The sequence below is a fragment of the Pedobacter glucosidilyticus DSM 23534 genome (assembly GCF_000425145.1).
In the GTDB taxonomy this organism is placed as follows: Bacteria; Bacteroidota; Bacteroidia; order Sphingobacteriales; family Sphingobacteriaceae; genus Pseudopedobacter; species Pseudopedobacter glucosidilyticus.
Genome location: NZ_AULF01000012.1, coordinates 1 through 18,952, shown reverse-complemented (window position 1 = coordinate 18,952; position 18,952 = coordinate 1). Strand labels below are relative to the sequence as shown.

Sequence of the window (18,952 nt, the reverse complement as noted above, 5' to 3'; positions counted from 1 at the left end):
TATATTTTAAAATGTAAATTACAAATGATAGATTATAATTTCTACAAAAATCTATTTAAGATTTTTGTAGAAATACTAGAATAGACATTATATAGATAGATTATAAAAGAGGTTTTTAACACATAGATTTTTTTAATACCAATTCCAATTATGAAAAAAACAACTGTCGTTTTCTTATTTTTAAATATTTTATTTAGGCCATTATTTTCCCAATCCATAGATTGTAAGGCAGAGCTAGTAGGCGATAACTTAATAATAAGTAACAATCTGGTAAGTTTCTTTTATAATTGGAACAATGGAAATATTGAATTTAAGGGATATCAAGAGAAAGGTTCTTCTATTATCCAAGCTAATGAAACAATTGAAGATTTAAAATTATTTTCAAAGCCTTTTTTATCAGAAAGTGCTACTTTAACAAGCTCAGTAAAAAAGCGTTTTAATGGCGAGCAGAAATTTCTGGAAGTAATTGTTAATTTTAAGCTTAATAGCATTAATATACGTCGAATTATAGAGATTTTTCCTAATAGCCCATCTTTAAGGACTTATTATTATGTAAAAGGATCTCCACAAGAGAGTTGGATAAATATTACTAAAAAACAAGTAGGGACTGAAATAATCGAAGACTTGTCGTCACTAAATAATAAAATGCTTTATCAGAGATTGGGCTGTGTACCTTTAATAGGGAAGCATTGGGAGGCTAAAGCTGTTTCGTTCAGGGATGTAACAGATCACAATAATACTTTAGTATTTGAAGATGATTACTTACCGTATTCAAAGCCTATAGAGATAAAAGCCAATATATTACTACTCCGAAATAGTATTAATAATGCAGGAATATTTATTCTCAAAGAAAGTCCTATAAGTTCTTCTCAACAAGCTTATCCTGGTGTTGATTTTTCTTTAAGTCTTAATAGGGTAGAGGTTCTAGGTACAGGTATTGAAAAATCTTTTATGAATAATCAAGAATGGCAAAGATCATATGGTTATGTTATTGGTGTTTCTTCAGCAGATGAAACTTCGCAGTTAATAGCATTAAGAACTTATCAAAAAGCAATACGTTCTTTAAGAACTGATCGTGATGAGATGATTATGAGTAATACATGGGGAGATAGAAATAAAGACAGCCGTATGAATGAAGCTTTCATTTTAAAAGAACTTGAAGCTGCTGCAAAATTAGGGATTACACATTTTCAATTAGATGATGGCTGGCAACAGGGTTTATCTTCTAATTCAGCACAGAAGGGAGGCAAAAACTGGGATAGTTGGACAGAAGAGGATTGGCAAGCACATTCTCAACGTTTTCCTAGGGGGCTAAAACCGATTGCTGATAAAGCAAAATCACTAAACATCAAGTTGGGTTTATGGTTTAATCCAAGTAGTGGTAATGATTATAAAACTTGGGAGCGAGACGCGGATATATTAATAGGTTATTATCATCAATTTCAAATTTCAGCTTTTAAGATTGATGGAGTAGAATTGAAAAGTAAAGAAGCAGAAGAGAACTTGAGAAAATTTTTTGAACGAGTAATGGAGAAGACAGATGGAAATGCAATCTTTAATTTAGATGTTACCGCAGGAAGGAGATCCGGGTTTCATTTCTTTAATGAATATGGAAATATATTCTTAGAAAACAGGTATACAGACTGGTCAAATTATTACCCACATACGACACTTAGAAATTTATGGATGCTATCAAGATATTTGCCGTCAGAAAAATTACAGATAGAGTGGCTTAATCCTTGGCGAAATATAAGTAAATACTCTAATGAAGATATGCTAGCTCCCTCAAAAATACCGATGGAATATATAGTTGCAACTACTTTTATGGCACAACCTTTAGCGTGGATGGAAATAAGTAATTTACCAGATGAAGGATTTAAGATAGCTGATATTATAAAAATTTATAGAGGATTGCAGCATGATATGCATGAGGGTGTAATTCTTCCAATAGGTAAGATGCCTGACGGTTTTTCTTTGACAGGATTTCAATCTATCAAAGATAGCAGAGGATATTTTATTTTTTTTAATACACCTAAATCTTCAAAAAAGATAATTATTAAAACCTTCTTGAAGCCAAACGAAAGAATTAAATTAATACCTGTAATGAATGGCCAACAATCTTTTAATGCAAAAGTTAATAGTTTATCTGAAATTAAATTGAAACTTAAACCAAAAAATAGTTTTTGTATTTATAAATATGAAAAATTAAACCAATAGATCTTTTAGAAAGAATAAACTTATAAGTTAAAAAACTGAGAAAGTAATATACAATTATCCGTATATTAATTAAGTTTATTAACCAATTAATGAAGCTCTAATATTTTATGACATTTAACAAAGGGATAATTCTTGCATTATTTTTTGTTTTTGTATTGAATTTTTCTAATTCAATTAAGGCTCAAATTAAATTTCAGCATTTAAGTGTTGAAGACGGTCTTTCCCAAAGTTCCGTTCTATCAATAACCCAAGATGGAACAGGCTTTATGTGGTTTGGTTGTAGGTACGGGCTTAATAAATATGATGGAAAAAAATTTAAAATTTATTACCATCATGATGATAGTAAAAGGATTTCTCCCGATAATAAGATAAAAGTTTATCGAGGAAAACAAAAAAAAATCTGGGCTATTTCATTCTCCGGATTAGATGTTTATAATGAGGAGTTAGATACTTTTACTAGATTTTATAACTCCAGTATATTAAAATGTTTTTTGCAAGACCAAACAGGGAGAATTTGGCTTGGCACTCAAAACGGTTTAATATTTTCAGAAGACTCATCAAATTCAAAATTTACATTATTTCCTTTAACTTCTGACCATCAAAGACTAATTATAAATGTTTTATTTGAAGATAATCAAAGGAGGATATGGATTGGTACTAATAAGGGGCTATTTTGCATAAAAAATAGTAAAGTCGCTTATTATCCATACTATCAGAATCAACTTACAAGTATCGAAACAGATGTTACTTCTTTAGCACAGGATATTTATCAAAATCTGTGGATTGGTACGAAAGGTAAAGGAGTAAGTATCTTAAATATAAAAACAGGCCGCTTTATCAGACGTTTCAGTCAGCAAGTAAAGGATGTTAATTCAATTCCTAGTAATGATATTTTTAAAATAATTAGTTCTAAAACAGGTTATTTATGGATAGGAACTCAGGATGGACTATCGGTTATTAATCCACATTCTTATAAAATTATTACCTATAGAAATACACCATCCGATATCAAAAGTTTAAGTCAAAATTCAGTATACGATTTATTCGAAGATCAAAATGGTTCAATTTGGATAGGAACATATTATGGGGGAATAAATATTGTACATAAAACTCCTTTCTCTTTTAAAGTTTATGCTATTGAGAATCATTATAAAAATCTTAATGTAAATGTTATAAGTGCTCTATATGAGGACAATCATAAAAAATTATGGGTTGGAACAGAAAGTTCTGGATTGAATTATTTTAGTAAAGATTTTAAAAAATTAAAAACGTACCAAAACAATATATATGATTTTAATTCTATATCTTCAAATTCTATTAAATGTATTATTAAAGATAATGAGGGTAGATTGTGGATAGCAACTCATAAAGGTGGATTAAACTTATTTAACCAAAAGAGTGGTCATTTTGTAAGTTATAAAACTAATCCTAAAGATAGCACCACCATAGATGCAGATAATATTTATACTATTTTACAAGATAGTAAAAATAGATTTTGGATTGGTACAGGATATGGCTTAAGCTTATTTAATCCCAAAACAGGTAAATTTAAAAGAAGTAAAATTATAGCTAAAGAATATCGTGTGCCGGGTAGCTATGTTATGAACATCTTTGAAGATTCTCAAAAAAATTTATATGTATGTAATCTACTTGGAATACATATTCTAAAAGAAAACTCTAAATTTTTCAAGTTATTACCTTATGCTTTAAAAGCAGGATTAAATAGTAACCAAATTAATTACATGTATGAAGATTCTAAAAAACGTATCTGGATAGCTAATTATTACGGTGGAATAACGCTTTTTAATCCTGCTACCTTGGCTTTTAAAACCTATAATATAAATCAGAAACTTTCTAATAATAATGTAGTTGGTATTCTTGAAGATAATAAAGGTATGCTTTGGTTAAGTACTAATAACGGATTAGTAAGATTTGATGTTGATAAAAAAGAATTTCATAATTATGATCAAAAGGATGGATTGCCAAGTAATGAGTTTAATAAGGGCTCTTGCCTTAAATTAAAAGATGGTACACTTCTATTTGGAGGTTATAAAGGCATTGTAAGTTTTAATCCTGATGATATAAAAGTTAATACTTTTGTTCCCCCTGTGTTACTTTCAGATTTAAAATTATTTGATAAATCAGTAAAAGTAAATGGTTTAGATAATTTACTTAAAAAAAGTATCATTTTCACTGATAATCTGATTTTTAAGTATAATCAAAATAGTTTTTCTCTCGAATTTGCAACACTTAATTATATCCAGGCTGATAAAAATAAATATGCTTATAAATTAGAGGGTTATGATAGGCGGTGGCATTATAGTACTGCTGCTTATGCAACTTATAACAATTTACCTCCGGGCAAATATAAATTTCTAGTTAAAGCAAGTAACAATAATGGAGTATGGACTACAAATATTAAAGAGCTAAGTATTCAGATTTTAAATCCTCCTTGGAAATCTGTTTGGGCCTATTTCTTATATTTTGTGGTAATTCTTATTATATTGATTTTATTAATCCGATATTTAAATATAAGAATTAGGCTTAAGCGTGAGGAAGAAATGCATAAGTTAAAACTAGATTTTTTTACCAATATTTCTCATGAAATAAGAACGCCTTTAACATTAATTAAAGCTCCAATAGAAGAACTTATTTCGAGTTCTAATGAGAATATAGGGCAGATGGAGTATTTAATGCAAGTGAAAAACAATACAGATAGACTGTTAAGGTTAGTTACCGAATTAATGGATTTTAGAAAAATTGAAGCTGGCAAGGTAGATTTAGAGGTACAAGAGCATAACCTAGTCGATTTTTTAAATGATATCTACAATTCCTTCAGTATTTTAGCCAGAAACAAGAAAATAACATACAGTTTTTATCACGATGTAAATTCATTAAACATTTATTTTGATAAAAGTCAATTAGAAAAAGTTTTTTTTAATCTTTTATCCAATGCTTTTAAGTTTACATCAGATGGTGGAGAAATAGTTATTTCTATAAAAGATTCTACAAATGTTTGTATTATAGAAATAGCTGATAATGGCTGTGGTATTGCCGAAGATGATCATAAAAATCTTTTTCGTAAATTTTTTCAATCTAAATTAAAACAATTAGAAGCTCCAGGTAGTGGTATTGGTTTGGCGCTCTCTAAAAGTATTTTGGAGTTGCATAAAGGCACCATTAACTTCAAAAGTAAATTGGCACAAGATGGTAAAAATGGCTATACGATATTTCAGGTCGAATTATTAAAAGGAGTTAAGCATTTTGATAAAAATAGTTTCAAACAAAGTGTTTCTCTTGAAAATTACAAGCTGATAAACGATGTTGATCTCATCAATGAAGATGTGATAGATTTTGATACTGAATTTGGAAATGTTCAGATATTAGTTATTGAGGATAATGATGAGATAAGAGAATATATTAGAAGTTCTTTAAATAAAAGCTATAACATCGAGACAGCAGAAAATGGAGCAATAGGTATAGAGAAAGCATTTGAAAGTTTACCTGATTTAATTATTAGCGACGTTAAAATGCCCGAGAAAGATGGATTGGAACTTTGTAAAATTTTAAAATCTAATGAAACAACTAGTCATATTCCAATTATACTACTAACAGCGAGGACAACCTTCATTCAGCAACTCTCTGGTTTAGAAAATGGAGCTGATGTTTATTTAACAAAGCCTTTTAGTTTACAAATATTAAGATTAAATATTAAAAATCTTTTAGCAACTCGAAAGGCAATGCGAGAACGTTTTAGTAAAGAAATGACTTTTGAACCAACTAAAGTCATTATAAATCATGCAGATGAAAAGTTTTTAAAGCGCTTAATGCTAATTGTAGAGGACCATATAGATGACTCTGAGTTTGATGTAGAGCAGCTTATTGATAAAGTAGGGATGAGTAGACGGGTATTATATAAAAAGCTATCTGCTTTAACTAATATGACAGCGGCAGACTTTATTAAATCTATAAGATTAAAAAAAGCAGTTTTATTATTAGAGAATGGAGGATTTAATGTTTCTGAAGTTGCTTTTGCAGTAGGTTTTAATGATCCTAAATACTTTACTAAATCTTTTAAAAAACAGTTTGGTAAATCGCCAAGAGAATATCAAAATAGCTTAAAAAGTTGATGGTTATTAGTGTTTAATTTTAGGTAATGCATCAACTTATTTTTACTTAATAGCGATTCTAAAAAAGCAATTCTACAATATTTCTTATTTATTTGTTGTTTTAATTTAATGAAAAAACATAAGATTAAATAGAGAAGATACATTAATACTTGAGCTGATTTAAGAAGTATTTTCTTTTGAAGAATAACAGTAAAACGATTTTAAATTTAATAATATTACAGATATACAATTCGATTAAGGATAGAACAATTTATATCATCTAAAGAAATGCCTATTTCAATTAAATGTTAAGTTAAGATTATATCTTCAAGTATAAGTACTGGCATCTTAAAGGATTACTAAAACAATCCGCAACTTTTCTAGATATATCAGCTAAGTTTAATAACATTTAAGATAATTATCCATAACAAAAAATCGTGTTTGGAAATTTAATGTTTGCTATTAATAGTAGTAAGTATCCAAAGAATATTGATTTAATATAACTTTTTATTACTAATAATTGTACAGATTTTACCCCTTATTAGTGTTCTAATTTACCCCATCAATAGGAGCTAAGTATATAAATTAGTTTATTAAACTTAAAATACATGATATATCAACATTCCTCAATGTATGATATATTATCATAAACCAATAAAACTAAATAATATGAAAATTAAATCACTTTTGTGTATGACAGTTTTAGCTATTCAAAGAATACGCTATATGCTGGGTAGAAAAACAGGATTTGAATTTACTGTCCCGGTAACTTTTAAAAGTATTATAAAAATACAGCAATCCTTTAATCTGTAGCCATTGTTTTAACCTTTACAAACCAATCATGAAAAAAAATCTAATTCTTATCATGAGTATGTTATTCAATATTATAGTTCATGCTCAAACAATAAAAAACTCTCGTTTATATAGTGCTTATCGGTATAATAAGTCGAGTTCAATACTTCCTGATTTTTCTTATGTAGGCTATCATCATGGTGATGATTCTATTCCTACAGTTACACATAATATTTACAATGTAACAACATTTGGTGCCGTGGCAAATGATGCTTTATCAGATAGAGCTGCAATAGAAGCAGCTATTGCAGCTGCAAAAGCAAATGGTTCGGGAATCATTTTTTTCCCTCCAGGGAGGTTTTTAGTAAATGAAACTGGAGATTCTGATACGCAAAGTATAACAATTAATGGGAGTAATATTGTATTTAGAGGAAGTGGATCTGGACCTGGAGGAACAGAACTTTTTATGAGAAGAACAATGCAACCAACGGACCCGAGTAAGATGTGGTCTACCAAAAGATTATTTGAAGTGAGACCTTCCACTAATTCTCTAACATGGAATACAAATATTAGCACAATTAATACCGCTGCAAACATCGGAGATTTTAATATTACTTTAGCAAATAAAGGTACTTTGCAAGTTGGAGATTGGATATTGTTGACTATGAATAGTACAGACCCATCATTGTTGCAATATGAAGTAGGTACACATCCATTATCTTCTGATTGGCTGATTACTACTCAGGGTGTGCAATTAAAAATATATCATAGTATAAAAAGTATAAACGGTAATACTTTAACCCTCAATGAACCTATAAGTTATCCTATTAATCCTACGCATAATTGGACTGTTTTCAAAACAGCCGTAATACAAGAAATAGGGTTTGAGAATATCGCTTTTGTGGGAAATTGGAAAGACACTTTTTATCATCACAGATCTTGGGTTGATGATTCTGGCTGGAGCATACTTCTAATGAATAATACATTCAATAGCTGGATACGCAATTGCAGGTTTACAGACGTTAATATTGCTGCGCAGATAAGTTCTGGTTCTAATATAAGTGTATTAAATTGTGAAGTAACTGGTAATCCAGGGCATGAAGCTATTTTTAATAATGGTGCAACAAATGTTCTGTTTAGTAATGTACATGATAGAGCTTCACAAGAGCATTCTGTAGGTGTTGCTAGAACTTCTATGAATACAGTATTGCACAACGTTACATATCCCCCATCAACGTGTTTTGAATCTCATTCTTCTCAACCAAGAAATACCTTGCTAGACAATGTTGAGGGGGGTATACATTTTGATAGAGCAGGAGGTGCATCAAAAGACTTTCCTCACCATCTTAGCAATCTTATCTTCTGGAATTATAAGCAAACTAATACACCATATACAAATTTAGAATTTTGGAAAAATACTAATTGGGATTGGCGTATACCAAATCCAATAATAGCAGGCTTTATAGGTGGTAGTACTTTTAATTCTAGTCATATAAGGGTTGGATCTGAAAGTATAGGAGCTTTTGTTTATCCTAAATCATTATATGAAGTCCAATTAAATGAGCGAAAATCACTAGCTCCTTGGCTTAATAGTTCAAATTGGAGCTACACTTTCGGCAACCAAACAGGTACTTTTGTAAATACTGTTGGAACTACAGGAGTATCTTCTTTGTCTAATAGTACTAATAATGGATTTTTACCTGTTCCTAATGGAGCTAATACAGGTGTTTATATAAGAAGCTCAGGAAATGCTGTATTTACTTTAGATGGAAATCACAATTTATCTTTAAATACTTCTACAGCAGGTACTTTATCTCGTTACTCTGTTAATAATATTAGTGTTGCATCTTCAGTTGCAAAGTTTTCATTTAATATAGATTTTAGTTCAGCAGGCCAAGCTGACGTGGGGAATTATATTTTTGCTGTAGGTAATAATAAAGGGAAATTATTCGTTCCGTCATACGCCGGATCTGTTTATAGAGCCAGTGATGAGGTTTTTACAGCATTACGTTTCACTCCTAATACTTCAGCCACGTCAAGTACAATTGATTTTTCTTACAGATTAGGTAGCGATGCAACTTCAACCACTACCTACTCATTAATTAATAATACAACCTTTTCAAAGGGTGGTAAATATTATATAGAGCTTTATTGCAATAATTCTGGTTCGTTACAAACTTACAAAGAGTCACAAACTACTTATACATTGCCTAATAATTCCTATCATGTATGGGTAAACGGATTGAAAATTGGAGGAGATTATCCTCGTTCTATTGAAGTAAATGGCAGTACTGGCTTAAGTTCGGGTACTTCTATTGCTTTGGCAAATAGTGAGACTCTTAACTCATTCTTATTTTTATCTAATAATGGATCAAGTAATTCAACAGGTAAAATAACACTTTACTACCCTGCTGTTAGCTATTTAAATACCGGTTCTTCATCAGTAGCATTATCAAAAATCACATCATTAACGAAAGCTGATTTGCCAAAAACATCTTTTAGTGTATTTATTGATTCAGATGGTAATATATGTGGTAAATATATATCTAGAAAAACTGGAGTTGCTAATTTCTTTATTTATGATGCTGCCGGTAAAAAAGTTTATAGTTCAGCACTTAAAATAAACCAAGGGCTTAATGAAATACAAGTTAGAGATGCCTTCATAACAAAAGGTGTTTATATAGCTGTTTTACAAAATTCAGGTATTGTAGAACAAATTAAATTTATTAAGTAAACTGACTAAATAATTATAAAAACGAGTAAAATTAAATAAGAGGAAAAACTATTATTAGGGCTAATTTTAATTATTACACAAATACGCTCAGTTGAGATAATAGTTTTTCCTCTACTCCTTATTGTATAGACCTAGTTGTTGAGAGTACTCATAATTAATGTTTATTATGGTTAACGATTAGAGCGTTTTCTTTTTATTGTTTCAAGATATGAGCTTTTATAAAATAATCCGTTTTTACAAGTTTTGCTCTAAAATTCATCCATAATTGTATCATAAAATCCCCCTAATTACAGGTTTTAGTCATTTAATTTGACAAACCAATAAAACCAATAATAAAACTATGATTAAGAAAAGAATTTTTTACTTGTTAATACCCCTAATTACATTTAAAAGTTTGCAAGCTCAACAAAGTAAGCAAGTAACAGGAAAAGTAATTGAAGAGGGTAGTAACTCACCACTTCCCGGTGTTAACATAACCATTAAGGGTACAAGTAATGGTGCGGTTACGGATGTTTCAGGTAATTACAGCATTAAAGTGCCACAAAAAAGTGATATTGTCCTACAATTTAAATATTTAGGGTTCACTACTGAGGAAATAGCTTTGGGCAGCCAAACAGTACTGAATGTAAAGCTAAAGCAAAGTACTGGAACCTTAGAAGAGGTGGTTGTTATAGGTTATGGGCAAGTGCAGCGTAGAGACTTAACGGGTTCTGTGTCTTCTGTTAATATAACTGATCTGCAGAAAGCTCCGGTAGGTTCTGCTATAGAAGCTTTAGCTGGTAGGGTAGCTGGTGTACAAGTGTCTTCTGAAAGCGGCCAACCAGGAGCAGGTTTTAATATTATTATTAGAGGAGCTAGTTCTCTTACTCAAGATAACTCGCCTTTATATGTTATTGATGGTTTCCCTACAGAAGATGCTAACGCAGGAATTTTAAACCCTGCGGAAATAGAATCTATGGAGGTGTTAAAAGATGCTTCTGCAACAGCAATTTATGGAGCTCGTGGTGCAAATGGCGTAATTTTAATTACTACTAAAAGAGCTAAAATTGGCGCTCCAACCATAAGTTATACAGGATATTATGGAGCACAAGAAGTTATTAAATCTATAGATGTTTTAAGTCCTTATGAATTTGTGAGGATGGAAGCAGAAAGAGATCCTGTTAGAATATTGACAAGTTATTTTAATGATGGTAAAACATTAGAGGATTATAGGAATATACCAGGTACAAACTGGGAAGATCTACTTTTACGTACAGCACCCATGCAGGATCATTCTATACTTGTGTCTAGTGGTACCAAAACAACTAAGTATACGCTTTCGGGAAATCTTTTCAAACAAGACGGAATTATTGTTAACTCTTCATTTGATAGAAAGCAAGGTAGATTTAATATAGATCAAACCATAAACAATAAACTAAATATTGGAGGTAATGCTCTTTATTCTTCTTCTAGAACTTCTGGTAATAACCCTGTAAACCTTGGTAGTGGTGGTGCTAGTAATTCGGCAATGAGTGGGTTATTTTACAGTGTATGGGGTTATTTCCCTATTTCACCAAGTGGTGTATCTTTAGAGGATGAGCTGGTAGACCCTAATATTGACCCTATTACAGATTATAGAATTAACCCTGTATTATCTACCAAAAATGAGCTGAGAGAATTACTAGATAATAGGTTGGTTATTAATGGCTTTTTAGAATACGCTTTAAATAAAAACTTAAAATTTAGAGCTTCAGGAGGTATTAATCAAAATAACTCAGAACGTAGCGCTTTTAATAATTCTTTAACAAGGGGGGGGAGTCCATTTAGTTTAAATAAAGTTAATGGATCTATATCCTTTAACAGAACTCAATCTTTATTAAATGAGAATCTTTTAACCTACAATAAGAAAATTAATAAAGACCATGTCATAAATATAGTTGGTGGTGTTACTTTTCAGCAAAATACTTTCAAAAGCAATGGTCTTTCTGCTAATTTACTACCAAATGAAATATTAGGTCTTGAAGGATTAGGACAAGGTAATCCATTACCAGTTACAGCTGTGAAAAGTGAATGGTCTATGATATCTTATTTATCCAGATTTAATTATAATTATAAAAGTAAATATTTATTGACAGCATCTTTTAGGGCAGATGGTTCTTCAAAATTTAGAGAAGGCAGCCAGTGGGGGTATTTTCCATCAGGAGCGTTTGCATGGAGAATAATTAACGAAGCTTTTATGAAGGAGCAAAATTTACTTTCTGATGCTAAAATACGTATAGGCTATGGTGTAACTGGAAACAATAGAGTAACAGATTATGCATCTTACAGTGGGTTGAATTTTGATCTTTCAGGAGCTTATTATTCTTTTAATAATGTTCTTGCTCAGGGTGCTTATCCTAGCACTATTGCTAATCCTGATTTGAGGTGGGAATCTACGGCACAAAGTAATCTGGGTTTAGATTTAGGAGTATTTAATCAAAGACTTACTTTAATAATAGATTATTACAAAAAAGTTACTAGTGATTTATTGTTAAACGCATCATTACCATTATCAACGGGTTATACTAATAGCTTTAAAAATATTGGAAAGACTTCTAATGAAGGATTAGAATTTAGCTTTAACAGTATTAATATTAATCATAAAAATTTCGGATGGACAAGTTCTTTTAACATATCATTTAATAGAAACAAGGTATTACAACTAACCGAGAATCAAGAAAGTATTACGAATAATATACAGGTAGATGTTGCCTACAGAAATTTACCTTTATATCTTACCAAGATTAACCAGCCTTTAGGGCAGATGTATGGCTTTATTTGGGATGGCTTATATCAAATGGAGGATTTTAATGTGTCTTCAAATGGAGCTATATCTCTTAAAGATGAAGTTTCAACTAACGGAAATGCAAGAGCTAATATTAGGCCAGGTGATATTAAATATAAGGATTTAAACAGGGATGGTGTTGTAAACGATTTAGATAGAACTGTAATAGGACGGGGATACCCACTCCATATTGGTGGGCTTGCGAATAACTTTAGATATAAAAAGTTTGATTTAAATTTGTTCTTACAATGGTCTTACGGTAATGATATCATAAATGCTAATAGAATATTTATGGAATCTGGTGAAAGATCAGGAGTTAATCAATTTGCAACATTTGCCAACAGGTGGACTCCTGATAATACCAATACAGATATTCCAAGATTAAGAGGACAAGGACCGGCTGCTTATTCTAGTAGAGTAGTAGAAGACGGCTCGTTTTTAAGGTTGAAAACTGTAGCTTTAGGGTATACTTTACCGGATGTTGTTACCAAGAAGTTGAAAATTAAATCAGCTCGTATTTATACTTCAGCACAAAACTTACTCACATTTACTAAATATAGTGGTTATGACCCAGAGGTTGCCGTGTTATATACACCATTAACTCCGGGATATGATTTTTCTGCTTATCCTCGTCCAAGAACTTTTGTATTAGGTTTTAATGTTTCTTTATAATTATATGGTTATGATCAATAAAAATGAAAAATTAAGAAATGGCTTCAGAATCCCCTTTTTAAATAGCGAAATGAATAATTTTTATAGATTTTTATCCCTTGTTATTTTTATTATTGGGTTGCTGTCTGGGTGTACAGATTATTTAAAAAAGGACCCCACTTTTATAGTAAAAGAGAATTATTATAATAATGCAAATGATGCTAATGCAGCTCTGGTTGCAGTTTATGATGTTTTAGGAAGAGAGCAAACTTTTACTGGTGAGGTTTTAGAAAGTCTTAATACCTCAGATGAAGGGTTTTATGCTAGAAGCGGAAATGTTTCTGGTGTAAGTGTTTACAATTACGATGCAACAAGTACAGAGGTAACAGAATTTTGGCAACAAATGTATATTGGAATTGAAAGAGCTAACATTCTTTTAAATAATATTGACAAAGTTGATATGCCAGAAGCGGAAAAAGAAGCTATAAAAGGTGAGGCTAAATTTTTAAGAGCTTTTTACTATTTCAACTTGGTTATCTATTTTGGTGATGTACCACTCAAGACGACAGCTACACCATCAGTTAATAGTGTTGATATAGCAAGAACACCGCAAAGAGAAGTGTATAATTTTATTACTAGGGAAATGGAAGAAGCGGAAGGAATGGTAAAAACGGCAACTCAAATTGGTTTTGGTGGTAGAGTATCAAAATCTGCGGTAAGAGGTGTACTAGCTAAGGTATATTTAAAAATGGCTGGAGCACCATTAAATGATGTTAGTAAATATGCAGAAGCTTTAAAATGGGCTAAAAAAATTGTTTTTCCAGAAAATGGCCCTACTGAGCATAGTTTAAACCCAGATTATAAGCAAATTTTTATTAACCTAGCGGCTGATAAATATGACATCAAAGAGTCTATTTGGGAGGCTGAAACTTATGGAAATAGATTTGGAGATTTGGAAGGTGGAAGGGTAGGTAATACCATTGGTTTAGCTTGTAATGATGAATCAGTAGGATTTAGCTATGGATATATTAATACTACAGCAAAATTATATAATAGTTATGAAGCTAATGATGTTAGAAGAGACTGGAATATAGCTACCTACCGTTATAACCATATCACTGTTGATGGTTTTCAACGAGTTAGAGATTCTACTTTTTTAACAAATACACAAATCTACGAAAGAAATTGTGGTAAGTATAGACGACTTTTTGAACAAGTAAAACCTAAAAATAAAAATTATACGCCAATCAATGCTCCTCTATTACGTTATGCTGATGTATTATTAATGCTTGCTGAATCGGAAAATGAAGTTAATGGACCAACAACTATTGCTATAAATGCTTTAAAGCAAGTTAGAGATAGAGCAAATGCTTCTAATGTTAGCGCCTTAGCTACCAGTAAAGAAGAACTCCGAAAATTAATTCAGAATGAACGTTTCCTAGAGCTTGCTTTTGAAGCAAATAGAAAGTTTGACTTAATTAGATGGGGTATTTTTACTTCTACTATGAATCAACTAGGAAATAGTATACAAACAACCGCACCAACCAATTTCAGGTACGCTTCTCTTGCTGGAAGAAGTGTCACTGTAAGAGATAATTTATTTCCTATACCCATTAGAGAGACATCTTTGAATAGATTAATCACTCAAAATCCCGGATGGTAAAACCTATTTAATTAATTAATGATGATGAAAAATATATTTATAATACCATTATTACTGCTTTTTTTAGCATGTAATAAAAAAGAGGTAGTAAAGTTAGATTTCTCTGTTCAAACAGAGAGAACAAACTATAAAGTTGGAGATACCGTAAAGTTTATATTATCCGGTAATCCAGACCAGTTATTATTTTATTCTGGTTTAGAAGGGAGTAGGTTTATTTATAGAAATAGAACTATTGCCGAAAGTGATAATATAACCTTAGATTTTGCAACTAACAGAAGGCTAGGTACTGATGCTCAGCAGCCTCAATCATTAAAGCTTTTTGCTTCTCAAAAGTTTAATGGACAGTATTTGGAGGCAAGTATTAATGAGACTACTGATTGGGTGGATATTACTTCAGCTTTTACACTATCTACATCTGTTAGCGGAGATGTTTATACTAATTCTGGCGTTGTTAATTTATTAACTTTAGGATCTTTGGGATTAACTATTGATAAAACTAAGCCTATTTATTTTGCCTTTAAGTTTACAGGTAATACAGGAAGTACGCAAAGGACTTGGAGGATCAATAGATTCGATATTAAACTTACAACTAATACAGATAACCAAATTATACCTGTAATTAGTATTAGTGGTATGAGTTGGAACACAGTTAAATTCGGCACTTCACCATCCAATTTTACATTTAATTCCGGAGTGTTGCAAATAGTGGGTGGGGGCTCAACCGCATTGAGTAACCAAGTTTGGGCAGTTTCTAATGCTGTTAATCTTATTAGTGTAAAATCAGATATAGGTACACCACTTAAAAATATTAGTACACGTTTAGATGAATATACTTTCATTTATAACCAGCCGGGTAATTACAAAGTTACTTTTGAAGCTTTTAATATTAATGTTTACGGAGAAAGTAGAGTTATTAAAGAGTTAGAAGTTAACATTGCACCCTAGTAACCCAGATTAGTTAATAGATGATTTTTTTATTCAAATATGTATTATTTTTTATCATAAAACCTTCAATGCTAATTATTAGGCCTAATTGAAGAGCTTTATACTACATTTTTTTGATTTCTAAAACATCATTTATAATATATGAATAAGCTATCTCTTTTAATAGTATAAGAGAGATAGTTTATAATATATAAGTAAAATGAAATAATAATATTCACAATATTAAACTTTAATTAATTTATGAAAAAAATTTTCTTTCTTTTTTTCTTTCTTTCATTAAACAAGTTCAGCTTTACACAAGGCTTAAAAAATATTGATATAAATAGGATGCTGACTGTAGCAAATATCCAGTATAAAAATGTTTTAAAGGTTTCTCAAGATTTAACAAAATATCCTAGGACACAAGATAAAAATGGATCCTTAAAATATGTAAATATTAATGATTGGACAGGAGGTTTTTGGGCTGGTAACTTGTGGTACATGTATGAATTAACAAAAGATACATATTGGAAGGATCAAGCTGTTAAATGGACGGAATCTTTAAATAAGAACCAATTTAATACGAGTCACCATGATTTAGGATTTATGATGTATTGCAGTTATGGTAAAGCTTACAAAAGAACATTAAGTCCAAATTATAAAGATGTTTTAATACAATCAGCTAAATCTCTCAAAAGTAGATTTAATACTCGGGTAGGAAGTATAGAATCGTGGAATTCAAGAATGTCTTGGGATGGTAAAACCTTATGGGATTATCCCGTAATTATTGATAATCTAATGAATTTAGAATTGTTGTTTTTTGCATCAAAGGAAACAGGAGATAATAGCTATAAAGATATAGCTATTAAACATGCTGAAACAGCTTTAAAAAATCATATAAGACCAGATTTTAGCTCTTATCATGTTATTAATTATGATACAATTTCAGGTAAAGTCTTACATCGTGAAACTTGCCAAGGATACGCAGACAATTCTACTTGGGCTAGAGGTCAAGCATGGGGTATTTACGGTTATACTATGATTTATAGAGAAACAAAAGATCGAAAGTTTTTAGATGCTGCTATAGGTTTATCAGATTTTTTTTTAAAACATAAAAATTTACCAAAAGATTATATTCCTTATTGGGACTTTAATGTTGGTGAAGAAGGTTACGATCCAAAATTTAAATATAATACTAGTGTTTATAAAGAAATTCCAAGAGATGCCTCCGCAGCTGCAATTGTTAGTTCTGCTTTATTAGAACTTTGTAACTATGTTCCTCTTAAGAAGAAAGTTATTTATTTAGAAGCAGCTGAAAAAATTCTAAAATCTTTAAGTACATCACGGTATTTAGCTCGTCCAGGCACTAATGGTGGGTTTTTATTAAAACATAGTACTGGCAGTTTTCCCCATAACAAGGAGGTTGATGTACCTCTTGTATATGCTGATTATTATTATTTAGAAGCTCTAATTCGATATAAAAACTTAAATAAAATATAATATCAAATCTTATAATTTGATTTAAATAAAAAACATGGACAAAAAAATAAAAAAATATTCAAGTTTAGTAATATTATTAATGTGCTTCACCTTTATATCAGCGACTTTTCAAACGCGTAAAAATATTTTGATAATCGGAGATTCCATTTCGATTGGCTATACGCCTTTTATTCAAAAGAAATTTATAGGTATAAATATAGAGCATAATCCTGGTAATGGAGGATCTACTTTTAAAGGGGTACAAAATATTGAAAAATGGCTTGGAGAAAGGGAATGGGATGTAGTAATGTTTAACTTCGGACTGCATGATATGGTTTATAAGGATACTTTGAATAGATATGATTTGAAAAATGGTAAAATCGCAGTTTCTTTAGAGGATTATAGAAAAAACTTACAAATCATTGTAAATAAATTAAAGGAAACAACGGCTCATATAGTTTTCATAACAACAACAACTGTTCCTGAGAATGCGGCCGGAAGAATGGTAGAATCACCACTTTTATACAATAATATAGCTAAAGAAGTTATGAATAGGAATGAAATAGATATACTTGACCTATATGAAACGTCTTTAAGGGTTCATCCACTAAACTCATATCCTAATAATGTTCATTACACGGAGAAAGGTTCTGAATTACTCGCACAACCTATTATATCAAAATTAAAATCCATAATAAATGAGTTATAATTAGTTGTGTTATTCTAAGTAAATGACGATGTAATACTACTTAGAAACAATAACAAATGAATTGTTATTTACATTACGTATATTTTTAATTCGGTTAATTACTTTTATAAATATCACCATCACCATGAACCTGAAAAAATTATTAGTCTTTTTAGTTTTTTGTTATGCAAGTACTTCTGTTTTAGCACAACCCATATCGCAAGATGAAAAAATGAAATGGTGGCGTGAGGCTCGTTTCGGTATGTTCATCCACTTTGGGGTTTATGCGCAAATGGCCGGAGAGTATAAAGGGCATCAACAGGCTAGAGGTGGGGCCGAGTGGATTATGAATAGAATGAAAGTACCGGTTTCAGAATATAAAGAAGTTGCCAAACAATTTAATCCGGTAAAATTTAATGCTGATGAATGGGTAAAAATGGCCAGAGATGCCGGGATGAAATATCTAATCATTACAGCTAAACACCATGATGGCTTTGCTTTATTTGACTCAAAAGCTAGTGATTGGGATATTATGGATGCAACGCCCTACAAAAAAGATCTGTTAAAACCTTTGGTAGAGGCCTGTAAAAAATATAATGTAAAATTAGGCTTTTACTATTCCCAAGCCCAAGATTGGGTAAACCCAGGAGGTTCTGCAGCTAGGAAATTAATGGCAGAAGGTTGGCCTAATCCTGATAGTACAAAGATTGATGATTATACGAAGGAACATAAAGGGCATTGGGACCCGGCTCAAGAAACCAGAACATTTGCACAATATATTGATGAAGTTGCAGTTCCACAGGTAAAAGAATTGATGACGAATTATGGCGATATAGCCGTTTTATGGTGGGATACGCCAACAAATATGACTGATGAAGCTGCTCTAAAATTA

General features: G+C 30.9%; 9 protein-coding genes. All 9 read left to right on the top strand.

Annotated features, from left to right (window positions below; genetic code table 11):
• The first annotated feature begins 150 nt into the window (after positions 1 to 150).
• Positions 151 to 2,217, top strand: coding sequence for an alpha-galactosidase (locus tag H510_RS0104695; RefSeq protein ID WP_026903251.1), 2,067 nt, complete (start codon positions 151 to 153; stop codon positions 2,215 to 2,217).
• Between the two features lie 107 nt (positions 2,218 to 2,324).
• Positions 2,325 to 6,347: a hybrid sensor histidine kinase/response regulator transcription factor gene (locus tag H510_RS0104690; protein ID WP_036691953.1), complete on the top strand. Its 4,023-nt coding sequence runs from the start codon at positions 2,325 to 2,327 to the stop codon at positions 6,345 to 6,347.
• Between the two features lie 820 nt (positions 6,348 to 7,167).
• The gene (locus H510_RS0104680) at positions 7,168 to 9,852 is read left to right on the top strand and encodes a DUF4955 domain-containing protein (RefSeq protein WP_081659190.1); all 2,685 of its coding nucleotides are present in this window, start codon (positions 7,168 to 7,170) and stop codon (positions 9,850 to 9,852) included.
• Between the two features lie 340 nt (positions 9,853 to 10,192).
• Positions 10,193 to 13,327 carry a SusC/RagA family TonB-linked outer membrane protein gene (locus tag H510_RS0104675; RefSeq protein ID WP_051291050.1) on the top strand — a complete coding sequence of 1,045 codons (3,135 nt, stop codon included), beginning with the start codon at positions 10,193 to 10,195 and terminating at the stop codon, positions 13,325 to 13,327.
• Between the two features lie 70 nt (positions 13,328 to 13,397).
• Positions 13,398 to 14,969 (top strand): RagB/SusD family nutrient uptake outer membrane protein, encoded by a 1,572-nt coding sequence (locus tag H510_RS0104670; protein ID WP_026903246.1) that lies wholly within the window; start codon positions 13,398 to 13,400, stop codon positions 14,967 to 14,969.
• An 18-nt stretch (positions 14,970 to 14,987) separates the two neighbouring features.
• A complete protein-coding gene (locus H510_RS0104665) occupies positions 14,988 to 15,914 on the top strand; it encodes a DUF5017 domain-containing protein (protein WP_245584790.1) in 927 nt (308 codons plus the stop codon).
• A 240-nt stretch (positions 15,915 to 16,154) separates the two neighbouring features.
• Positions 16,155 to 17,393: a glycoside hydrolase family protein gene (locus H510_RS18265; protein WP_036691949.1), complete on the top strand. Its 1,239-nt coding sequence runs from the start codon at positions 16,155 to 16,157 to the stop codon at positions 17,391 to 17,393.
• A gap of 34 nt (positions 17,394 to 17,427) precedes the next feature.
• Complete coding sequence (locus H510_RS0104655) at positions 17,428 to 18,081, top strand: SGNH/GDSL hydrolase family protein (RefSeq protein WP_051291049.1); 654 nt, start codon at positions 17,428 to 17,430, stop codon at positions 18,079 to 18,081.
• A 124-nt stretch (positions 18,082 to 18,205) separates the two neighbouring features.
• Positions 18,206 to 18,952, top strand: a 747-nt coding sequence (locus H510_RS0104650; protein ID WP_036691947.1) for an alpha-L-fucosidase, incomplete at its 3' end; no start/stop codon positions are given.

Bases quoted from the DNA above. Each gene is read 5' to 3' on its own strand.
- H510_RS0104695 (WP_026903251.1), top strand. From the start codon at position 151: ATGAAAAAAACAACTGTCGTTTTCTTATTTTTAAATATTTTATTTAGG.
- H510_RS0104690 (WP_036691953.1), top strand. From the start codon at position 2,325: ATGACATTTAACAAAGGGATAATTCTTGCATTATTTTTTGTTTTTGTA.
- H510_RS0104680 (WP_081659190.1), top strand. From the start codon at position 7,168: ATGAAAAAAAATCTAATTCTTATCATGAGTATGTTATTCAATATTATA.
- H510_RS0104675 (WP_051291050.1), top strand. From the start codon at position 10,193: ATGATTAAGAAAAGAATTTTTTACTTGTTAATACCCCTAATTACATTT.
- H510_RS0104670 (WP_026903246.1), top strand. From the start codon at position 13,398: ATGAATAATTTTTATAGATTTTTATCCCTTGTTATTTTTATTATTGGG.
- H510_RS0104665 (WP_245584790.1), top strand. From the start codon at position 14,988: ATGATGATGAAAAATATATTTATAATACCATTATTACTGCTTTTTTTA.
- H510_RS18265 (WP_036691949.1), top strand. From the start codon at position 16,155: ATGAAAAAAATTTTCTTTCTTTTTTTCTTTCTTTCATTAAACAAGTTC.
- H510_RS0104655 (WP_051291049.1), top strand. From the start codon at position 17,428: ATGGACAAAAAAATAAAAAAATATTCAAGTTTAGTAATATTATTAATG.